Source organism: Pandoraea apista, from assembly GCF_001465595.2.
Taxonomy (GTDB): domain Bacteria; phylum Pseudomonadota; class Gammaproteobacteria; order Burkholderiales; family Burkholderiaceae; genus Pandoraea; species Pandoraea apista.
On the sequence record NZ_CP013481.2, the window covers coordinates 1,674,962 to 1,694,929 of the forward strand.

The 19,968-nt window shown below is 63.3% G+C and carries 22 protein-coding genes and 2 tRNA genes; 11 read left to right on the forward strand and 13 right to left on the reverse strand.

Annotated elements, in window-relative coordinates; genetic code table 11:
* The first annotated feature begins 121 nt into the window (after positions 1–121).
* The 4 genes from AT395_RS07780 (at position 122) to AT395_RS07795 (ending at position 4,644) form a co-directional block, all read left to right on the forward strand.
* Positions 122–3,184: an FAD-binding and (Fe-S)-binding domain-containing protein gene (locus AT395_RS07780; RefSeq protein ID WP_048627631.1), complete on the forward strand. Its 3,063-nt coding sequence runs from the start codon at positions 122–124 to the stop codon at positions 3,182–3,184.
* A gap of 40 nt (positions 3,185–3,224) precedes the next feature.
* Complete coding sequence (locus tag AT395_RS07785; RefSeq protein ID WP_042117129.1) at positions 3,225–4,394, forward strand: DSD1 family PLP-dependent enzyme; 1,170 nt, start codon at positions 3,225–3,227, stop codon at positions 4,392–4,394.
* Positions 4,395–4,476: 82 nt separating this feature from the next.
* A tRNA-Ala gene (locus AT395_RS07790) sits at positions 4,477–4,552 on the forward strand.
* Between the two features lie 16 nt (positions 4,553–4,568).
* Positions 4,569–4,644: transfer RNA gene (locus tag AT395_RS07795), tRNA-Glu, on the forward strand.
* Positions 4,645–4,918: 274 nt separating this feature from the next.
* Here the strand turns inward: AT395_RS07795 and AT395_RS07800 are convergent.
* Entirely contained in the window at positions 4,919–5,215 is a 297-nt protein-coding gene (locus tag AT395_RS07800; protein ID WP_042112268.1) for a YciI-like protein, read from the reverse strand.
* A gap of 59 nt (positions 5,216–5,274) precedes the next feature.
* A complete protein-coding gene (locus AT395_RS07805) occupies positions 5,275–5,997 on the reverse strand; it encodes an AraC family transcriptional regulator (protein WP_048627630.1) in 723 nt (240 codons plus the stop codon).
* A 167-nt stretch (positions 5,998–6,164) separates the two neighbouring features.
* On the opposite strand from AT395_RS07805, the gene AT395_RS07810 reads away from it, so the two are divergent.
* Positions 6,165–7,094 (forward strand): DMT family transporter, encoded by a 930-nt coding sequence (locus AT395_RS07810; RefSeq protein WP_053086307.1) that lies wholly within the window; start codon positions 6,165–6,167, stop codon positions 7,092–7,094.
* A gap of 73 nt (positions 7,095–7,167) precedes the next feature.
* Here the strand turns inward: AT395_RS07810 and AT395_RS07815 are convergent, their stop codons facing one another.
* The 4 genes from AT395_RS07815 to AT395_RS07830 all read right to left on the reverse strand — a co-directional run bounded on the left by AT395_RS07815 (position 7,168) and on the right by AT395_RS07830 (position 10,276).
* On the reverse strand, positions 7,168–7,485 hold the full coding sequence (locus tag AT395_RS07815) for a VOC family protein (RefSeq protein ID WP_048627628.1): 318 nt from the start codon (positions 7,483–7,485) through the stop codon (positions 7,168–7,170).
* Positions 7,486–7,914: 429 nt separating this feature from the next.
* Positions 7,915–8,427, reverse strand: a complete 513-nt coding sequence (locus AT395_RS07820) for a hypothetical protein (RefSeq protein ID WP_042112264.1) — start codon at positions 8,425–8,427, stop codon at positions 7,915–7,917.
* 140 nt (positions 8,428–8,567) lie between these two features.
* Positions 8,568–9,329 carry a 3-oxoacyl-ACP reductase gene (locus AT395_RS07825; RefSeq protein ID WP_048627627.1) on the reverse strand — a complete coding sequence of 254 codons (762 nt, stop codon included), beginning with the start codon at positions 9,327–9,329 and terminating at the stop codon, positions 8,568–8,570.
* Positions 9,330–9,541: 212 nt separating this feature from the next.
* The gene (locus tag AT395_RS07830; RefSeq protein ID WP_042112262.1) at positions 9,542–10,276 is read right to left on the reverse strand and encodes a YoaK family protein; all 735 of its coding nucleotides are present in this window, start codon (positions 10,274–10,276) and stop codon (positions 9,542–9,544) included.
* Between the two features lie 236 nt (positions 10,277–10,512).
* On the opposite strand from AT395_RS07830, the gene AT395_RS07835 reads away from it, so the two are divergent.
* The 3 genes from AT395_RS07835 (at position 10,513) to AT395_RS07845 (ending at position 12,184) form a co-directional block, all read left to right on the forward strand.
* Positions 10,513–10,938, forward strand: a complete 426-nt coding sequence (locus tag AT395_RS07835; RefSeq protein WP_048627626.1) for a TOBE domain-containing protein — start codon at positions 10,513–10,515, stop codon at positions 10,936–10,938.
* Between the two features lie 27 nt (positions 10,939–10,965).
* A complete protein-coding gene (locus AT395_RS07840; protein ID WP_052765392.1) occupies positions 10,966–11,562 on the forward strand; it encodes a nitrogen fixation protein NifQ in 597 nt (198 codons plus the stop codon).
* A gap of 100 nt (positions 11,563–11,662) precedes the next feature.
* On the forward strand, positions 11,663–12,184 hold the full coding sequence (locus AT395_RS07845) for a DUF1993 domain-containing protein (RefSeq protein ID WP_048627625.1): 522 nt from the start codon (positions 11,663–11,665) through the stop codon (positions 12,182–12,184).
* An 88-nt stretch (positions 12,185–12,272) separates the two neighbouring features.
* Here the strand turns inward: AT395_RS07845 and AT395_RS07850 are convergent, their stop codons facing one another.
* Together AT395_RS07850 and AT395_RS07855 are read right to left on the reverse strand one after the other, a co-directional pair.
* Positions 12,273–12,803, reverse strand: coding sequence for a GNAT family N-acetyltransferase (locus tag AT395_RS07850; RefSeq protein ID WP_042112259.1), 531 nt, complete (start codon positions 12,801–12,803; stop codon positions 12,273–12,275).
* Complete coding sequence (locus AT395_RS07855) at positions 12,800–13,489, reverse strand: type 1 glutamine amidotransferase domain-containing protein (protein WP_048627624.1); 690 nt, start codon at positions 13,487–13,489, stop codon at positions 12,800–12,802. The genes AT395_RS07850 and AT395_RS07855 overlap by 4 nt, the downstream gene beginning before the upstream one ends.
* Before the next feature lie 249 nt (positions 13,490–13,738).
* Between AT395_RS07855 and AT395_RS07860 the strand changes: the two genes are divergently transcribed.
* Positions 13,739–14,353: a glutathione S-transferase gene (locus AT395_RS07860; RefSeq protein WP_042112257.1), complete on the forward strand. Its 615-nt coding sequence runs from the start codon at positions 13,739–13,741 to the stop codon at positions 14,351–14,353.
* A 64-nt stretch (positions 14,354–14,417) separates the two neighbouring features.
* On the opposite strand, the gene AT395_RS07865 is transcribed toward AT395_RS07860, so the two are convergent.
* From AT395_RS07865 to AT395_RS07880, 4 genes are all read right to left on the reverse strand, one after another.
* Positions 14,418–15,179 (reverse strand): ABC transporter permease, encoded by a 762-nt coding sequence (locus AT395_RS07865; RefSeq protein WP_039364975.1) that lies wholly within the window; start codon positions 15,177–15,179, stop codon positions 14,418–14,420.
* Between the two features lie 8 nt (positions 15,180–15,187).
* On the reverse strand, positions 15,188–16,117 hold the full coding sequence (locus tag AT395_RS07870; protein ID WP_042112256.1) for an ABC transporter ATP-binding protein: 930 nt from the start codon (positions 16,115–16,117) through the stop codon (positions 15,188–15,190).
* A 185-nt stretch (positions 16,118–16,302) separates the two neighbouring features.
* The gene (locus AT395_RS07875; RefSeq protein WP_042112255.1) at positions 16,303–16,731 is read right to left on the reverse strand and encodes a VOC family protein; all 429 of its coding nucleotides are present in this window, start codon (positions 16,729–16,731) and stop codon (positions 16,303–16,305) included.
* Between the two features lie 57 nt (positions 16,732–16,788).
* Positions 16,789–17,208, reverse strand: a complete 420-nt coding sequence (locus tag AT395_RS07880; protein ID WP_042112254.1) for a YybH family protein — start codon at positions 17,206–17,208, stop codon at positions 16,789–16,791.
* A gap of 107 nt (positions 17,209–17,315) precedes the next feature.
* Between AT395_RS07880 and AT395_RS07885 the strand changes: the two genes are divergently transcribed.
* Entirely contained in the window at positions 17,316–17,966 is a 651-nt protein-coding gene (locus AT395_RS07885) for a TetR/AcrR family transcriptional regulator (RefSeq protein WP_048627623.1), read from the forward strand.
* 41 nt (positions 17,967–18,007) lie between these two features.
* On the opposite strand, the gene AT395_RS07890 is transcribed toward AT395_RS07885, so the two are convergent.
* Positions 18,008–18,913 carry a LysR family transcriptional regulator gene (locus AT395_RS07890; protein ID WP_048627622.1) on the reverse strand — a complete coding sequence of 302 codons (906 nt, stop codon included), beginning with the start codon at positions 18,911–18,913 and terminating at the stop codon, positions 18,008–18,010.
* A 284-nt stretch (positions 18,914–19,197) separates the two neighbouring features.
* On the opposite strand from AT395_RS07890, the gene AT395_RS07895 reads away from it, so the two are divergent.
* On the forward strand, positions 19,198–19,956 hold the full coding sequence (locus tag AT395_RS07895; RefSeq protein WP_048627621.1) for an SDR family NAD(P)-dependent oxidoreductase: 759 nt from the start codon (positions 19,198–19,200) through the stop codon (positions 19,954–19,956).
* The last annotated feature ends 12 nt before the right edge of the window (positions 19,957–19,968 follow it).

The window sequence follows — 19,968 nt, forward strand, 5'->3', positions numbered from 1 at the left end:
ACGCTCAGGGCGGCACCCGCAGCAACTGCAAACCACCTGCCGGGCGGGCTCGCGCCTGCCGCAGCAGGCCCGCCACATGCCGACTCGTGATCGGAACGGCCAGCCTAACGCCAGCAACATCATGAATCCCCAATCGAACGCCCGCGCCAATTCTCATGCGAATCTCATCAGCCAGCCCGTGCATCTGATGCCGATGCAGCGGGGCGGGGTGGCCCTCACGCCTTTGCAGGATCGTTTGCGCCGCGAGATGCGTGGCGACGTGCGCTTCGATCGCGCGAGCCGTGGCCGCTATGCGACCGATGCGTCGATCTATCAGATCTTCCCGATCGGCGTGGTCGTGCCACGCGATCAGGAGGACCTGATTCGTGCGCTGGACATTGCGCGAGACCAGCAGGTGCCGGTGCTCGCGCGCGGTGCAGGTACAAGCCAGTGCGGCCAGACCATCGGCGAGGCGCTTGTTATTGACAACAGCAAATGGCTCAACCGCGTGGTGGCGTTCGACCCCGAGGCGCGCACCGTTACCGTCGAGCCGGGTATCGTGCTCGATCACCTGAACGCGTGGCTCAAGCCGCACGGCCTGTGGTTCCCGGTCGACGTGTCGACCGCAGCACAGTGCACTATCGGCGGAATGACAGGCAACAACTCCTGCGGCTCGCGCTCACTCGAGTACGGCAATATGGTGCACAACGTGCTGTCCATCGATGCGGTGCTCGCCGATGGCGCGCAATTGCACTTCGGTTCGCTGCATACGCCGCCCGCCGACGCCCGCACTCAGGCCATTCTCGCGAGCGTTCATGAGATTGCCGTGCGCGAGCGCGACGAACTGCGCGAGCGCGTGCCGCGCGTATTGCGCCGCGTGGCGGGCTACAACCTCGATCTGTTCGATTGCCTCAATCCGCGCGCGTATACGGACGACGGTGTCGCCAACCTGTCGCATCTGCTGGTCGGCTCGGAGGGCACGCTGGCGTACAGCCGTCAGATCACGCTCAAGCTTGTACCGCTGCCTGTGCACAAGACGCTCGGCGTGGTGAATTTCCCCACGTTCTATCAGGCGATGGATCTTACGCAGCACATCGTGAAGCTCGGACCGGTGGCCGTAGAACTGGTCGACCGCACGATGATCGATCTGGCGATGGATAACGCGGCGTTCCGTCCCGTGATCGAGAAGGCGCTCGTTGGCGATCCGCAGGCGATTCTGCTCGTGGAGTTTGCGGGCGACGACGCGAACGCACTGCGCGCGAAGCTCGACGATCTGGCCACCCTCATGGGAGATCTCGGCCTGCCGGATAGCGTCGTGAAGATGCCCGAAGCGGGGCCGCAGAAGGCGCTGTGGGAAGTGCGCAAGGCGGGCCTGAACATCATGATGAGCATGAAGGGCGACGGCAAGCCGGTGTCGTTCATCGAGGACTGCGCGGTGCCGTTGGAGCATCTCGCGGAATACACCCGGCGTCTTACCGAGGTGTTCCATCGCAACGGTACCGAGGGCACCTGGTATGCGCACGCGAGCGTGGGCACGCTGCATGTGCGTCCGATTCTCGATATGCGCCGCGACGGCGCGGTGAAAATGCGCGCTATTGCCGAAGAGGCGGCGGCGCTTGTGCAGGAATACAAGGGGGCGTATTCGGGCGAGCATGGCGACGGGCTATGCCGTGGCGAGTGGGTCGCCTGGCAGTATGGGCCGCGTATCAATGCCGCATTCAGTGAGATCAAGCAACTGTTCGATCCGCAGAACCGTTTCAACCCGGACAAGATGGTGCGGCCGCCGAAGATGGACACGCGCGAGCTGTTCCGCTTTGCACCGGGCTACGCGGCCAAGCCGATCGAGCCTGCGCTGGACTGGACGGCGTGGAACGTGAAGCGCGATGCGTTGACCGGCGAGCAGAGCGCGCCCGGCACCGGCTCCGATGCGACGAACGGCCTCGCATCGGCTGTCGAAATGTGCAACAACAACGGGCACTGCCGCAAGTTCGACGCCGGCACGATGTGTCCGAGCTATCGCGTGACCCGCGACGAACAGCATGTGACACGCGGGCGTGCGAATACGCTGCGTCTGGCCGTCTCGGGACAATTGGGCGAGGCGGGGCTGGCGAGCGACGACGTCAAGGAGGCACTCGATCTGTGCGTATCGTGCAAGGGCTGCAAGCGCGATTGTCCGACAGGTATCGACATGGCGCGCTTCAAGATCGAGGCACGTCATGCGCGTGCTAAGCGCCACGGCCTGTCGCTGCGCGACAAGCTGATCGCGTACCTGCCGCGCTATGCGCCGTGGGCCAGTCGCGTGGGCGGTTTGCTCGATGTGGCGCAGCGTCTGCCGGGCAGCAATGCGGCGAAGCGCTGGCTGGGTCTGGCGCTGGAACGCTCGGTGCCGGCGTTGAAGTCGTCTTTCCTGGCGAATCAGGCACCGCTCGCCAGTGCGCCGGGCCCGGAGGCGACCGGGCAGCGTCATGTGCTGCTTTTCGTCGATACGTTCAACAACTATATGGAGCCGGAGAACGCCCGCGCCGCAAAACGTGTGCTCGAAGCTGCCGGCTATACCGTTCATGTGAACCAGCGTGCGGGCGAGCGGCCGTTGTGTTGCGGGCGCACGTTTCTCGCAGCGGGGCTGGTGGACGAAGCGAAGGCGGAAGCGCGGCGCTTGCTCGACGCGGTGATGCCGTTCGTCGAACGAGGGGTGCCGATTGTGGGGCTGGAGCCGTCGTGCCTGCTCTCGCTCCGCGACGAAGTACTCGGTTACGGTTTTGGCGATATGGCCCGCAAGGTGGCCGACAATGCGTTTCTCTTTGAGGAATTTCTGGTTCGCGAGAGGGCGGCGGGGCGTTTCGAGGTGGCCTGGCAGGCCCTGCCCGAAGGCGTGGGCGAGGCGCTCGTGCACGGACACTGCCATCAGAAGGCGTTCGACGCCTATTCGCCCGTGACGACTGTGCTTGGTTGGGTGCCGGGGCTGAAGGTATCATCGATCGAGTCGTCATGCTGTGGCATGGCGGGCAGTTTCGGTTATGAGGCCGAGCACTACGAGACGTCTCGCGCCATGTCCGAATTGACGCTGTTGCCGGCGATCCGGCAGCGCAAGGAGAACGCCATCGTCGTCGCCGACGGCACCAGTTGCCGGCATCAGATTCACGACGGTGCACACACGCAAGCGCTTCACGTCGCATGTGTGCTTGCCCGGGCGCTGCCTGCATGATCTCTGCCTTTTTTCCGCGAACGCCCTTCAGGGGATTGTGATGCCCGATTCACTCAGTACGGTTTCGACGTCGGCCAACGTGGCGGTACCCCCGGTTGCGCGCGTGGGCGACTCGCTCGCTCAGGTGGCCACGCCATCCCTGCTGCTCGATCTCGACGCCTTCGACGCAAATGTCGCTCGCATGGCGAGCGCCGCGGCCGCGCAGGGTGTCGCGGTGCGCCCGCACGCCAAGGCCCATAAGTCTGTCACGATTGCGAAGGCGCAAATGGCGGCGGGCGCCGTCGGCATCTGCTGCCAGAAAGTTACCGAAGCGATTCCGTTCGTCAATGCGGGGATCGGCAACATTCACATCAGCAACGAGTTCGTGGGCGAAGCGCGCGTGGCGCTGGTCGTGGAGATGGCGGCCCGCGCCACGCTTTCCGTGTGCGTGGACGACGTGCGTCAGGTAGCACCGCTTGGCAAGGCGGCAGAGCGCGCTGGTGTACGTATCGCAGTGTTGCCCGAGGTCGACGTGGGGCAGGGGCGTTGCGGTGTCGATTCGACGGACGCCGTCGGCGCGCTGGTCGATGCCATCGATCATTACGAAGGGTTGCGCTTTGGGGGATTGCAGGCGTATCACGGCAGCGCCCAGCACGTCGATAGCTGGGACAAGCGGCGCGACACGGCGCGGCTTGCTGCGGAGCGCGCGTCGGCCTACGTGCGTTTTCTGGAGGCGCGCGGAATTGCTTGTCCGGTGGTGACGGGCGGCGGCACGGGCACGGCCGAGTTCGACATCGAGAGTGGTGTCTACACCGAGATTCAACCGGGTTCGTATGTGTTCCTTGACGGCCACTACGGCTCGCTCGAATGGCGCGGCGACTGGCGCTTCCGCCATGGCTTGTTTCTCGCATCGACGGTCATGAGCACGGCGCGCGCGGGCATCATCGTGTGCGACGCGGGGCTCAAGAGTGTGGCGACGGACTCAGGACTACCGCGCTTCTGGTCGTCGCAGCAGGCGGGCAAGCCGTATTACCGCACGGCGTCCGACGAACACGGCGTGCTTGAGTTGGCGTCGCCGGGTGAGGACAGTACGCCGTGGCTTGGCGAGCCGATCCTGCTTGTGCCGGGGCATTGCGATCCGACCGTGAATCTCTATGATCGGTATGTGGCGGTACGCCACGGCCGGGTGGAAGGACTGTGGCCTATCGAGGCGCGCGGCCTGAGCCAGTAATGAGCGGTGACATCGAAAAATTTTTGTGTGGGGGCTTCCCAACTTTCGAAAACCGCGTTATAGTCTCGTTTCTTCGCCGTACGGGGGTATAGCTCAGCTGGGAGAGCGCTTGCATGGCATGCAAGAGGTCAGCGGTTCGATCCCGCTTACCTCCACCAAAACGGAAGACTTTATGTCCCCTTCGTCTAGAGGCCTAGGACATCACCCTTTCACGGTGAGTACAGGGGTTCGAATCCCCTAGGGGACGCCAGATTCATCGGCGTGATTCTCGGAAGCATCCGGAAACACGACGAAAAATCGGTTGTCGACAAACGCGCTTGGTTTTACCGCCAAGCGCGTTTTGTTTTTTCTGTGACGGTTTTTTTCAACGTCGCAGGACGGGCGGCATGTCGTGCCGCACTTACCTCTCGTTCCATCTGGCGCATTCGCCGCGTTCGCGGCATGCCTCGTACGCTTCGCGTTCGCGGCATTCGTCCCGTTCGTCCCGTTCGTCGCATCCCCGGTATTCGTCGCCCTTTGTGCCCTTAGCGCACAGGCGAACTCGCCGTTTTACCCACGACGGTTTTCCACGGCCGCACGCGCCAAGCCTTCACCAGGCCATTCACAACGTACGGATCGTTTTTCGCGAAGGCTTCTGCCGCGGTAGGGGAGTCGCTCTCGAAGAGCAATGCCGCCGTGTCGACGGGGGACTCCAGCGCACCGGCGAGTACCAGCTCGCCGCGATCGGCGGCTTGCCATGCGAGCGCCAGATGGGCATCGCGGTACTGTCCACGACGTTCGAGATAATCGTCGGCCAGGTCGTAAGTGAGCAGGTAATGCATGGTGTTATCTCCTTTGAATTCGCCGCGGTATTGGCGACCCGCGGCGACTTGCCGCCGTTTTACCGGTAAAACGCCGACGGCGGTACGCCGAAATGCCGTTTGAACATGGCAGCAAATGCGCTCTGGCTCGCATAGCCGTGATCGAGCGCGACATTCACGATTTTCTCACCTCGCGCGAGGGCTTCCAGGGCTTGCAGCAAGCGCGCCTGTTGACGCCAGCGGCCGAACGTCATGCCTGTCTCCCGGGCGAAGCGGCGTTGGAAGGTCTTCCCCGACAGGCCGGCCTCTCGGGCCCAGTCGTCGATGGTCGCGTCGTCGTCTGGCGATTGCGTCAGGCGGTCGCATATATTCGCCAAACGCGTATCTCGTGGCCATGGCAGATACAGCGGAAGGACTGGCAACGCAATCAGTTCGTCGAGCAGCAGACGCATGAGGCGGGCGTCGCGCGAGTCGATGGCGTAGTCGGTCGGCACATGAATGGCCGCGAGAATCAGCTCTCGCATGAGCGGCGTGATCTCCACCACGCAACTCTCATCGGGCAACGGCTCCGTGCCCGGCTCGACGAATACGGTGCGCATTTTGACGTTACCACTCATCTGGACCGTATGTTCCAGCCCTGCGGCGAGCCAGACGCCACGCGTGGGAGGCACCACCCAGCGGCCCGACGCCGACGCAATGATCATCACGCCTTCGATCGCATAGAGCAGTTGCGCGCGACGATGGGAGTGCGAGGCGATGAATTCTTTGTGCGCATAGTCGATCGCCATGGCCGCCATCGGCATGGGCGTGTTTTCGAAGCGAACGTGATCGGTCAGGTGCGCATCCCGGGGCCGGCGGACGGTGTTCACAGATGTCCTTTTTGAGACAGGTTATGGAATTTTAGCGTGAGACGCCCCGGCGCGACATGGCCGACGATGACGCTTCCTTCTCATTCTTGCGGAAAATCGTCATGGGGTACTTCCTGTATCCGCTCGGCGCCATGTTGTTGTGGGCCGGCAATGTCATCGTCTCGAAGCTCTCGGCCACGACCATCGCGCCGTCGGCCATTACGTTCTACCGGCTGGTGCTGGCGCTCGCCGTCATGACGCCGTTTGTCATTCGTCCGCTGCTGCGTAACTGGGGGCACGTTCGCCCGCAACTGGCCAAGCTCGGCTTTCTCGGCTTTCTGAGCATGTCGTTCTATCAGAGCCTGTCGTATCTCGCAGCGCACAGCACCACGGCGACGAACATGGCCATCGTGACGGCACTCGCGCCACTGCTCACGTTGTTGTGGAGTGTTGTGCTGCTGCGTGAGCCGCCAACGCTTGGCATGCTCGTCGGCGGTTTATTGTCACTGGCAGGACTGGTGTATCTGATCGGGCAGGGGCATCCTTCGCAATTGCTCGCCGGCGGTGTGCATCTCGGCGACGTGCTCATGCTGATCGCTTCGGCCTCGTACGGGCTGTACAGCGTGTTGCTGCGACGCTGGCACGTGGCCGTGCCGCCCGCGCAATCGACCTACGTACAAGCCTGGGCAGCGCTTGTGACGATGATCCCGATGCTCGCCCTCGTGCCCGCCGGTCAGGCGCAGCTCAACGCCGCCACGGTGCCGTTGGTGCTGTATGCCGGGTTGGGCGCGTCGATTCTGCTGCCCATTCTCTGGATTCAGGGTATCCGGCATCTGGGCCCCAACCGTTGCAGCATGTTCATCAACGTGTTGCCCGTCATGACGGCGGCAATTGCGGTGGTGTTGCTGGGTGAGCGCTTGCACACGTTCCACCTGATCGGCGGCGGTGTCGCGCTCGCCGGGGTGTTCATTGCGCAGCGCTGGCAGCGCCCGCTGCCGGGGTTTGGCTCGGCAAGTACGGTATCCGATCCCTCGGACGAGGTTCCGGCGTAAGCGCCGGTGCCCACCCGCTGCAACGAAGACAGCGGCGGGTGAGGGCAGAGGACTTCGTGCGACGAGCGTCGAATCACGCGTCGCGAACGGCGACCCCGTAAGTGCTCACTATGCGACGGTCCTGCTCCTGCGAGGAGAACGCTTCCCAGAGCAGGCCATTGCAATCGGTGCTGCTGGTGTACTCGGGAGTATCGTCGTCTTCGAAGCCGATATGACGCAACTCGCCGGCGCGCGCGGGCGACTGGTTGATCGAGAAGTTCAGCAGATCGGTGCGCCACATGGCGTAGGCACCGGGCACGATAGCCGCGGGTGGCTGGCCGAGGCGCTCGGAATAGTCTTGAATGGACTCGTCGAGATCGCGCACGGCGAGCGCGATGTGAAAGCGTTTCATGGGGTCTCCTGAGGCAGGGATGGGAAGGCGTCGACATCGGACTATGTGAGCGCCCGCTTGCGCGGCGAACGCGTCGAACGAGAGATGCCGACGAGGTCGATACGATCGACGAACCCCATCTTATGTGTGGCCGGAAAGGGCAGCCAGACGGCGGGTTATCCTGGTATCCAGCGTAATGGGATAGCACACGGTTCTTCACTGCGGAAACCGGGAGCGGAGGCCGGGAAATCTCACTCCAGTTCTGGAAACGGCGCGGGAGCAGTCGTCGGAAATGCGGCGTGAGGGAAACGAGTGGCGGACTACGAGCCGCGAGCAACTACATGCAGGCAACGAGCAACGAGCAACGAGCAACGAGCAACGAGCAACGAGCAACGAGCAACGCTCGACGAGTGGCGTCCAACGCCTACCGAGTGATGCGTGAGCGGGCGCTCACTGGGGCCGTTGAAAATCGTTCTCGACCCACGCACGGGCGCTGTTGCGCGAGAGCTTGAACGTGGGCGGCACCTTGACCGCCGCGAGCGTTTCGCCGAAGCGGTCGATGGCGCTCAGCATCGCATAAGGATCGTAGTCGTCGGGCACGATATCGAGCGTGACGTCGATGTCGCCGTCGGGGCCGTCGACACTGACTCGCTTATGCAACTGCGCGCGCAATTGCTGTTCGTGACGGCGCAACACTTCGGTGGCCGTTTTCACGAGTGTATGAAACGCGTTGACGTCCAGCGGTTTCGGATTTTTCTTGTCGCGCCCCATCGTCCACGGTCCCACGAGCGCCGGTTCCGACTCGCCGTCGCGATACATGGCGACAGCCCAGCCATCGTCTTCCTCGTTCTTGACGACCTTCGCCGTCCAGCCATCGTCGCGCCAAAGGCGGTCTTCGTGGATGGCATCGGCACTGTCGGCGGTGCCGTCGGTCGGATGAAGGTCGGTGGAGGTGGCGGTCACTGTTGGAAATCGGGGCTTGGGGAATGAGAGCGCGGGCGCGGGACGCACGAGCGCTCGCGAAAGGAGCGATTTTACCGCGTCCGGCCAAGGCGCGGACGCGTTCCCCCTATTGCGTAGATTGCGCGAGGCGCGTCAGCCCGTCAGCCCTTGACCAGCCCGCCGTCGACGATAAGGTTCTGTCCCGTCACGGCGCGAGCCCACGGGGAGAGGAAGTACAGTACGGCGTCGGCGAATTCATCGGGTGTGGTAACGCGGCGAAGCGGGGTCAGGCCGGCGATCAGATCGAACACGGCCTCCGGCGTTGCCGAACTCGCGTCGGTCACGCGCAGCAATCCGCCCGACACCATGTTGACGGTGATGCCGTCCGGGCCGAGATCGTTGGCTGCCGTGCGCGTGAGCGACAGCAATGCAGCCTTGGCCGTTGTGTAATCGTGATACGGCACGACAGGGTTCTGGAACAGATTCGTGCCCACGTTCACGACGCGTCCAAAGCCAACCTCGCGCATGCCGGGCAACGCTGCTTGCATCGTATTGAGTGCACCTTTGACCGCGCCCTCGAACTGCTGGGTGAAGCGCGACCACGCAATGTCGCCCAGCTTGGGGCGAGCATCGCCGTCGAAGCGGAAATCGGCCAGCGCGTTGTTGACGACCGACACGATCGGGGCGCCGATTCGCTCGCGTGCCTCGGCAAACAGCCGGGCGACGGCCTTCTCGTCGGTCACGTCGGCTTGCAGCGCGATCGCGCGAGGGCCGATGGATTCTGCCAGTTCGCGCGCAGCGACGTCGCTGCGCAGGTAGTTGATGATTACGCCCGCGCCCTCACGCGCGACGGCTCGCGTAATGGCCGCGCCCAAGCCGCGGGCACCGCCCGTGACGAGTACCCACTGCGAATCCAGCTTCATTCCAATATTCCTTGTCGAGTCTTGCCAATGCCTTGCGCCGGGCGTTCCCAAAGGTGCGAGAACGAGCAAAATCGAGCACAACCGAGTGTCTGCGAGCGCAAGAATTCGGCATTATCGCGCGTTCCGATGCAACGCCTCGGAGGCCGGAAACGAAATAACACGCCATGACACGCCATGACACGCGATACCAGCAGGTGCCGGCCCGCCATTCGTTACTCGTTCGCGACAGCCAGTGAGGCGAGCAACACCACCGGCAGCAACACGCACCAGAAGCCCGTGCCGTGAAACGCGAAGCCGCCAAAAATGGCGCCGACGGCGAATGCGGCCAACGCCGGAATCATTTTGCGCAGACGCGCCCGTGCGGACTTGTCGTCGCCGCAATTGCCGCTGGCCAACTCGACAATGTCGATGACGATCTGCGTCGTGTTGCCTGTCATGATCGTAGTGGGGGCGAGGTCGGCGAGCACGAGACGCCCGGCGGCGTTCTGAATGGCGAGCGCAGCCACGCCGAACATGCCCGAGAGAATGGCGAGGGGGGCGTCGGCCGAGACGATCGGCTGGGCCGCCATGCCCACGATCATGAAACCGAGCAGCAACAATGTTTGCATCAGGATCAACAGGCGCAACGGCCGACGCTCGGTGCGCGAGAAGCCCTGCACAACCAGTTTCACCATCGCGACGAAGACCACGAACACGGGGAGCGCCAGCAGTTTGGCGAGTACGCCCACATGCGTGCTGGCAACCAGTTGCACACCGATCATCACGAAGTTGCCGGTCACATGCGCGGTGAACAGTCCGAACAAGGCAATGAAGCCTACGACATCGATATAGCCCGCTACAAAGGCGAGCACCATGCCAATGACGGCCGGTTTGGAGAAGTGACTGACCCATGCACGGGCAAATGTGGCGGCCTCGGTCGGCGTGGGGATGTGACGGGGGGTGCCCATGGTGGCTCCTCTGACGACTTCCGTTGTGGGTCTTGCGCCTGTGCGGCGGTTCGTGCAAGGCGGTGTCCGGTGCTGATGAAGCATATCATCGGCCCATGACGGCCATCGTTGAATCGGCCCGCTATACTGCAATGCGCCGACGAAGTGTGTCGTAGTCCGACGATGATCGTCTCGCCCCGTCTCGTTGCCATCCGAGGGGCCGATGGCCCCCGAATTGATCGACAGGAGAATTCCCGATGAAGACCAGCGCACGCAACCAGTTCAGCGGCAAAGTCGTGGCCTTGCAGTGTGGCGCCGTGAACGACGAAGTGACGCTGCGCACCGATGCCGGTCAGGAGATCGTGGCCGTCATCACGCACGCAAGCACGGTGAACCTCGGCCTCAGGGAGGGCAGCGATGCCGTGGCGTTGATCAAGGCCTCGTCGGTCATCGTGATGGTCGATGCCGACGCGAGCAAGGTTTCCACGCGCAACGTGATCGTCGGCAAGGTCTCGCGCGTAGAGACCGGGGCCGTGAATAGCGAAGTCGAGATCGCGACCGATAGTGGCGCCGTCATTGCCGCTATCGTCACCAATGAAAGCGTCAGACGTCTCGGGTTGACGGCTGGCCGGGTGGCTGCCGCATTGGTCAAGGCGTCGAGCGTGATTCTCGAGGTGGCCTGAGCGTAGCCATTGCGCCAAGAGGTGTCGATGGATCGCCCGACGATGAGCGCTTCGCTTCCCCCTTCGCTGACCCCTTCGCATTCGCGCACGGAGGCGGTGTGCTTCGCGTCGCTGCTGCTGGCGAACGCCACCCCCGAGCGCGTGGTCCGTCTCGGACTCTCGGGCGCGGCCATGGCGGCCTTGCTGCGCCGCCATTTCTCCCCGGTGCCCGGGGCGTGGCACGCGCTTGCCGCCGATCTGCCCACGCCTGCCTGGGCCTCGCACGCCATCTTCGTTGTAGAGATGCGTGAAATGCTGCGGCGCCGCGCCCATCCGATGCTGCACCCGGCCGATGCCGCCGACATGGCGACGATTCTGGCTACGGCGTGTCTGCGTCCCGATCATCTGTGGCGGGATCTGGGACTGACCGGCCGTGACGATGTGACGGCGCTGCTCGCGCACTTCTTCCCCTCGCTGGTGAGCGAGAACACCGCCAACCTGCGCTGGAAGCGATTTCTCGCCGAGGCGTGTGCCCGGGCTTACGGTCGCGCGCCCGCACCGGCGCCAGGGTGCCCGGGGTGCGAGGCTTACGGCGAGTGCTTTGCGCATTTGCGTCAGACGAGCGTTCCGATCGACTTTCCGTAAGCGATCAGGGTGCCCGGCGAGAATTTTTCGGCACTGATAGCATGAGTGTTCGCGCGCCCCGTGCGCTTGCCTTGCAACGCTATCCCCGAGGAGTCTCACGATGTCGATTTCCCTTTATCGCGCCACCATTCCCGTCTATCTGCGCGGCCTGACCGTCATGGCCGACTACATCAAGAAGGCCCGCGCCCATTGCGAGGAGAAGTCGCTCGACCCGCAAACGATTCTCAAAGCGAAGCTTGCACCGGACATGCTCGACTTCGTTGCACAAGTGCAGCGCGTGAGCGACACGGCGAAGTTTGCCGTGTCACGACTAACGGGCGTGGATTCACCGAAGTTCGAAGACAACGAGACGAGCTTCGATCAACTGCGCGATCGCATCGCCAATACCGAGGCGTTCATTGCCGGCATTCTCGAAGATCGTTTCGACGGGGCGCAGGCACGCCAGATCACGCTGAAGTTCAAGGAATATCAGACCACGTTAGACGCGGTGGATTACCTGTTCAAATTCGCGCTGCCGAACTTCTATTTCCACGTGACGACCACGCACGACATTCTGCGGGCGCAAGGGGTGGATGTCGGCAAGAAAGATTATCTCGGTCCGTACGAGATGGAAAAAATCTGACCGGTGCAAGCGCCACGGTAAAGCGACACGGGAGCCCGGAGGCTCCCGTGCATTGGCAGGGTCAGTGCGGCCGGCGAGTTTAGTGAATTCACTGAGTTGCGATGGGCAGATACATGCGCAATTCATCCTGGAAGCCGTTGCCCACGCGCATCGCGTCGGGCTCCCGTCCGATCTCCACGAATCCGAACGATTGGTACAGCGCGATGGCCGGGCGATTGGCGGCGCTCACCTGTAAGGTCACGTGACGCAATCCCGGCTGCGAACGCGCGAGTGCGAGCGCGGCTTCGACCAGCGCACGCCCGACGCCGCGCCCGGTGGCGTCCGACTGGACATACATTCCCCACAGAAAGCCAACGTGCGCGAAGTTCGTGCGTTGCCCGCGTGCCAGGCCCAGTACGCCGATCAGCCGTTCGTTTTCAAACGCCCCGAAGACACCGCCATCGGTGCGCGCCACCAGCCATTCCCGAACGCGCTCGACCGGCCAGTCCTTCTCTTCATCGTAGGTCGATCCGAACGCCTCGGGGTGGGCTTGCAGGCCCGCCAGCCGTAACGCCTGAAACGCAAGCGCATCGCTTGGCACGAGGCGTCGCACATCGACAGATGACGCTCGTGACTTCATGGCAGACGAGGCTCCATCATCGCGAGTACGGTACGTGCCGCCTCTTCCGACGAAGCGGGATTCTGGCCCGTTACGAGCCGACCGTCGCCCACCACGTGCGATTGCCAGTTGTCGCCCTTCTCGTACAGACCGCCCAGACGGCTGAGTTCGTCTTCGACGAGGAACGGCACCACGTCGGTGAGGCCGACTGCCGCTTCTTCGTCGTTGGAGAACCCGGTCACATGACGGCCCCGTACCAGCGGCTCGCCATTTTTGTTGCGCACCTGACGCAGCACCCCCGGCGCGTGGCAAACGAAGCCGATCGCCTTGCCTGCGCGCTCGAAGGATTCGATCAGATGGATGGAGTTCGGGTCCTGTGCCAGATCCCACAGCGGGCCATGGCCGCCGGGGTAGAAGAGTGCGTCGTAGTCGGTCGCTTTGACGTCGGCCAGCCTAAGGGTATTGGCCAGCGCCTTCTGTGCATCGGGATCGTCGCGAAAGCGCCGTGTGGCATCGGTCTGCGCGTCGGGCTCGTCGCTCTTCGGATCGAGCGGCGGCTGACCGCCGGCGGGCGACGCCAGCGTCACGTCCAGCCCTTCGTCGACGAACACATAGTAGGGGGCAGCGAATTCTTCGAGCCAGAAGCCGGTCTTCTTGCCCGTGTCGCCGAGGCGATCGTGCGAAGTCAGCACCATGAGGATGTTCATGAAACGTCTCCCTGTCGAGTCGGCCATGCGCTCTATTTTACCTGCCATTCGCACGCCGTACGCGAGGTGCCGGCACGTTGCTGCACCGGCGCCCTTGTGAGCGGGATTCGCAGCAAAGCGCAATCGAATTCGATTTGCGAGGCGAGGGACCTCCGCTATGCTTGTGCGAATGCGGGCGTCGCCCGTTGTATGGCGTCATCGAACGGTCACACGAGCACCGGCAGCCACTGCCGACCACAGGAGCGAGACATGCAATTGATTGGAATGCTGGATTCCCCGTACGTGCGCCGCACGGCGATTTGCCTCAAGTTGCTGGGGCTGCCGTATGAACATCGCTCGCTGTCCGTGTTTCGAACGTTCGACGAATTCGCAACGATCAATCCGGTCGTGAAGGCGCCGACGCTCGTGACCGACGACGGCACGGTGCTGATGGACTCGACCCTGATCCTGCAATACCTCGAGACGCTGGTGGATCCGGGGCAACGCCTCGTCCCCGTCGACCCCGCCGAACATCTGCGCGCGCTGCGCCTCACGGGGCTGGCGCTGGCGGCATGCGAAAAATCGGTGCAATTGGTGTACGAGCGCGAGTTGCGCCCGAGTGAGAAGCGACACACGCCGTGGACGGATCGCGTGCGCAATCAGGTGAAAGCGGCATTTCAGGCGTTGGATGTGGAACTGGCACAGAAACCCGTGCTCGCAACGCCGGACGGGATCGGCCAGCACGGCGTATCGATTGCCGTGGCATGGCGCTTCCATCAATTGATGCTGCCGGAAGTCGATTTCGGCGCGGACTTCCCGGAGGTCGCCAGCTTCTCCGCGCAAGCCGAAGCGCTGCCTGCGTTCCGGGAAACGCCGCCGATCTGAGGTTGAGAGGGCGACGAATCGGCGTGGGGAACGCCGGACGGTGGACCGTCCGGCATGGGGCGTGTCAGTTCTTGAGCCGGTAGCCCGTCTTGAACATCCAGGCAACAATGGCAAGAAAGACCGCGAGGAACACGAGCGTCATGCCCAGACTCACGCCGACACTCACGTCTGCCAGTCCGTAGAAGCTCCAGCGAAAACCGCTGATGAGATACACGACCGGATTGAACAGCGTGACCGTGCGCCAGAACGGCGGCAAGATGCTCGTCGAGTAGAAGCTGCCGCCCAGGAACGTGAGCGGCGTGATGATGAGCAGAGGCACCAGTTGCAGCTTCTCGAAGCCGTCGGCCCAAATGCCGATGATGAACCCGAGCAAGCTGAACGTGACGGCGGTGAGCACCAGAAACAGCACCATCCAGAGCGGATGCTCGATGCGCAGCGGCACGAACAGCGCGGCCGTGCCGAGCATGATGACACCGAGAATGATCGACTTGGTGGCTGCGGCCCCGACATACGCCACCACGATCTCCATGTACGACACCGGGGCGGAGAGCACCTCGTAGATCGTGCCGGTAAAGCGCGGGAAATAGATGCCGAACGAGGCGTTCGTCACACTCTGCGTGAGCAGCGAGAGCATGATGAGGCCAGGCACGATGAACGCCCCGTACGGCACCCCGTCGATCTCGGGAATGCGCGAACCGATGGCCGCACCGAACACCACAAAGTAAAGCGACGTCGAGATGACGGGGGAGATGATGCTCTGCATCAGCGTGCGACGCGTGCGAGCCATCTCGAAGTTATAGATCGCCCTGACGGCGTAGAAATTCATGGCGCGGCTCATCCTTCTTTCTTATGCACGAGCGAGACGAAGATGTCTTCGAGCGAGCTTTGCGTCGTGTGCAGATCCTTCACCGAGATACCGGCACGCTCCATGTCGCGCAGCAGGGTGGCAATGGAGGTCTGCTCGATATTGGCGTCGTAGGTGAACGCGAGTTCGGTGCCGTGGTTGCCGAGGACAAGACCGTAGCCGGCGAGCGACTCGGGCACGGCCGAAAGCGGCTCGGCGAGTTGCATCGTGAGGTGCTTGCTGCCCATGTGCCGCATGAGTTCGTTCTTCTCCTGCACAAGCGTGATCTGACCGCCCGTGATGATGCCCACGCGATCGGCCATTTCCTCGGCCTCTTCGATGTAGTGCGTGGTGAGGATCACGGTCACGCCGGTCTCGCGCAGCGACTGTACGAGACGCCACATGTCGCGGCGCAGTTCCACGTCGACCCCGGCGGTCGGCTCGTCGAGGAACAGCACGCGCGGCTCGTGCGAGAGCGCCTTGGCGATCAGCACGCGTCGCTTCATGCCGCCCGAGAGCTGCATGATGCGGCTGTCCTTTTTCTCCCAGAGGGAGAGCGAACGCAGCACCTTTTCGATGTACGCCGGATTCGCCGGCTTGCCGAACAGGCCGCGCGAGAACGAGACGGTCGCCCACACCGATTCGAACGAATCGGTGGTCAGTTCCTGCGGCACGAGGCCGATGGCTTCACGCGCGGCACGGTAATCCGTGACGATGTCGTGACCGTCGACGGTGACCGTGCCCGAGGTCGGGCGCACGATACCGCAAATGGTGCTGATGAGGGTCGTTTTGCCGGCGCCGTTCGGGCCGAGCAGGGCGAAGATCTCGCCGCGCTGGATTTCCAGGTTGATGTTCTTGAGCGCCTGGAAGCCGGTCGCGTACGTCTTCGACAGATTCTGGATTGAGATCACGGATGGCATGGCGGCGACGATAGCACAGGCGTGCGGAACTTGTTGGGTACACGTCGGGCCCGGCGCGAGTGCGGCGCGCAGGCAAAAGAATGGCGGGCCGCAGGGCTGTCGTGCGCCCCGGGTGGCCCGCGCTCAGGCGAATGGCCGGGGCGGTGCCCGGCGCATGCCCGTACCTTCCGATACGTTCCGATGCCTTAGCCCTTCGGCATTTCCTTTGGCACGATCACCATCCAGTTCACGCCGAAGCGATCCTTGACCATGCCGAACGTCTTCGCGAAGAAGGTTTCGCCCAGCGGCATGTTGATCTGGCCGCCGTCTGCGAGGGCGTTGAAAGCCTTCTCGGCCGCGCCTACGTCCGCGAAGTCGACCGACAGCGAGAAGCCGTCGAATTTGGGCTTGCCGCTCACCATGCCGTCCGAGACCATCACCATCGAGTCGCCGAGGGTGAACTCGCCGTGCATGATCTTGTTCTCGCTGCCCGGCGGGAGCATGCCTTCCGGACAGCTTCCGGGGTTTTCGCTGTAGCGCATGAGCGCGCGGCGTTTCGCCCCCAGTGTCTTTTCGTAAAACGTAATGGCTTCTTCGCAACGACCTTCAAAAAACAAATAGGAATGAACTTGCATGGGGTGCTCCTCTCAATGTCTCAAAAAGGGGTATCACGACGCCCCGGACGGGAAGTGTTACGGCGCTAAGGTCATGGGTACCGAGGCGTGCTCATGCACCACGCGCCAACGACCTTGTGTCTTGCGATAGCCCACCGTCGCGCGCACGGTGGCGCCGTGCGTCTGTCCGTCAGGACCGGTGTTGCGCACGACATTCACGCTATGGCTGAACGCCAGATCGCCGGCGTGCAAGAGACGCCATTGCGTGACTTCGAAATGGATTGGCCCAACCGTGTGGCCGAACCAACCCTCGAGCAGACGGCGATACGCTTCGTGACCGCGATGCTCGGTGGGCGGCATCACGTCGAACACCACGACATCGGGGTCGTAATGCTCGAGCAATGTGCCGACCTTCTTGTTGCGCACGGCGTCGAGCCATGCCGCATTGATTGCACGAATGGCAGCTTCATCGCCATGTGCCGGATACGTCTCCACCATAGTGCCTCCTCGCTTGTTGCGCAGATATGTCGCACCGCAACTTGTCTTTGTGGACAGTGTACACAAACAATAGCAGACATAATGGACACTGTCCACAAGGAGTTGCAATGACAGAACAAGACACAACGACCGGGCCGGTGCGCACGACTTACCGGCATGGCGATCTGCGCCGGGCGTTGCTGGAAGCGGGGGTTGCGCTCGCGCGCGACGGGGGGCCCGATGCCGTGATCCTGCGTGAGGCCACGCGCCGCGCGGGGGTCGTGCCCAATGCGGCGTACCGCCACTTTGCGAATCGTCAGGATTTGCTCGACGCGGTGCGCTCGGCGGCGCTGGCCGAATTGGCGCTCGCTATCGAGCGCGAGATGGCCGCGCCCGGGATGGCGTCGCTCGACGCCGCCGCACGTGCCCGCGCCGGTTTGCGCGCTGTCGGCATGGGTTATCTGCACTTCGCCCGTGCGCAGCCGGGTCTGTTTCGTACGGCGTTTGCGCCGTCGGAGAACGTGCGCTCGGAAGCAACGCCGGAGAAAGCGGGCGCGAGCGGACTCAACCCGTTCCAGCTACTGGGCGCGGCGCTTGACGGCATGGTAAGCGCCGGCATCATCAGTGCGGCACAGCGGCCCGGCGCGGAGTATCTGGCGTGGGCCGCGGTGCATGGCTTGGCGGTGCTGGTGATCGACGGTCCACTGCGTGATCTGCCTGCCGATCAGGTCGACGCGCTGGGCCAGCGGCTCGTGGCGATGGTCGAGCGCGGCCTGTAGGGCGTGTGGCGCCTGGGCAGGAACATGCAGCCCAGGCATTCTCAACGCTGCGTCAGACGCGGTGTCAGCAAGTCGGCGAGCCAGTTCATGAACGCTTGTGCACGCCGAGGCAGGTGACGCCGGTTCGCGTACAGGAGCGTGACGGCCAGCGGCTCCGCCTGATACTCAGGCAGCACTTCCTGTAGCGAGCCATCGGCCAGATGGGCATGCATGCCGCCTTCGGGCGCCTGAATCAGCCCAAGGCCGGCGACGCACGCCGCCTGATAGGCGTCTGCGTTGTTCACCGTCAGCACACCGTCCATTGGCCATTGCGTGTAGCGCTCGCCATCGAAGTATTCCCAACCGGCCGGACGCGTACCCAATGTCGTCGTGTAGTGAATCAATCGATGGCTGCGCAGATCGTCGAGCGTGCGCGGCACGCCGTATTGCTTTAGATAGGCCGGGCTCGCCACGTTGATCTGACGCATGTGACCGAGCGGGCGTGCGATCAGCGTCGAATCGACGAGGGCGCCCACGCGCAACACGCAGTCGAACCCTTCGCGCACGAGGTCCACGCGTCGGTCCGTGCTCGACAGTTCCACACGCAGCGCCGGATGCTGAGCCAGAAACGCAGGCAATTGCGGAATGACGGTCGTGCGCGCAAGCGTGGCGGGCAGATCGACGCGCAGGCGCCCCGAGAGCGCTTCGTCGCGCGCCACGAACATCGTCTCCCACTCCTCCATGTCGGCGAGCAGATCCTTGCATCGCTCAAGGCATGCCAGACCGTCCTGCGTAAGTTGTACGCGTCGTGTGGTCCGATGCAGCAACCGCGTGCCCAACTTGGTTTCGAGCTGTTTGATGGCATTGGAAACGCTGGCGCGCGGCAGGCCGAGACTGTCGGCGGCCTGCGTGAAACTGCCGGTCTCCGTAACGCGCACGAAGATGCGCATGGCGTCGAGTTGGTGCATGGAGAAGAGAGGACTGGCTCAGCCGCCGGCCGGTCGATTGTTATTTGAATTTGATCAGTGTAATCAAAATTGATAGGTTTATTGGTGAAATTCGTTGCAATAGCCTGTTGAACATACCGCGGCATCCGAAGCGCTCCGTCTGCGACCGATGACGAACGGCGCACGCGAGCGCCGGAAGACGCGGGACGAGACGGCCCGCGCGAGGCGGCGCCGTCGAGCTTGTTCAACGGGGCGTTGACAGCGTGTATCAGCGTGTATCGCCCCACGTTCTCAGGAGCATCACCATGACCCGCAAGATCGTTCTCATCACCGGTGGCAGCCGCGGCCTGGGCCGTGCCTCGGCACTGGCTGCCGCCCGTCGCGGTATCGACGTCATCCTTACGTATCGCAGCCATCGGGCCGAAGCCGACGCGGTGGTCGCCGAGATCGTCAAGCAGGGTGCGAATGCGGTGGCCTTGCCGCTCGACGTGTCGGAGTCGTCGCAATTCGCTCCGTTTGCCGCCGAGATTCAACGCGTGCTGCGCGAAATCTGGAGACGGGACACGTTCGACTTCCTGGTCAACAACGCCGGTACGGGCTTGCACAGCGCATTCGCCGAAACGACGGAGGCGCAGTTCGACGATCTGGTGCGTATCCATCTGAAGGGGCCGTACTTCCTGACCCAAACATTGTTGCCATTGATCGCAGACGGTGGCCGCATTCTGAATGTGTCGAGCGGTCTTGCGCGCTTCTCGCTGCCGGGGGCGTCGGCCTACGCCATGATGAAGGGCGGTATCGAAGTGTTTTCGCGCTATCTGGCCAAGGAGTTGGGCGCGCGCGGCATCCGCGCCAACACGGTGGCACCGGGTGCCATCGCCACGGACTTCAACGGCGGCACGGTGCGTGATGATCAAGGGGTCAATCAGAAGGTCGCGGCGAATACGGCACTGGGGCGCGTGGGCGAGGCCGAGGATATTGGCGACATGGTGGCGGCGCTGCTGGGCGACGAAACCGGCTGGATCAACGCTCAGCGTATTGAAGCGTCGGGCGGCATGTTCGTTTGAGACGCGAGGGGG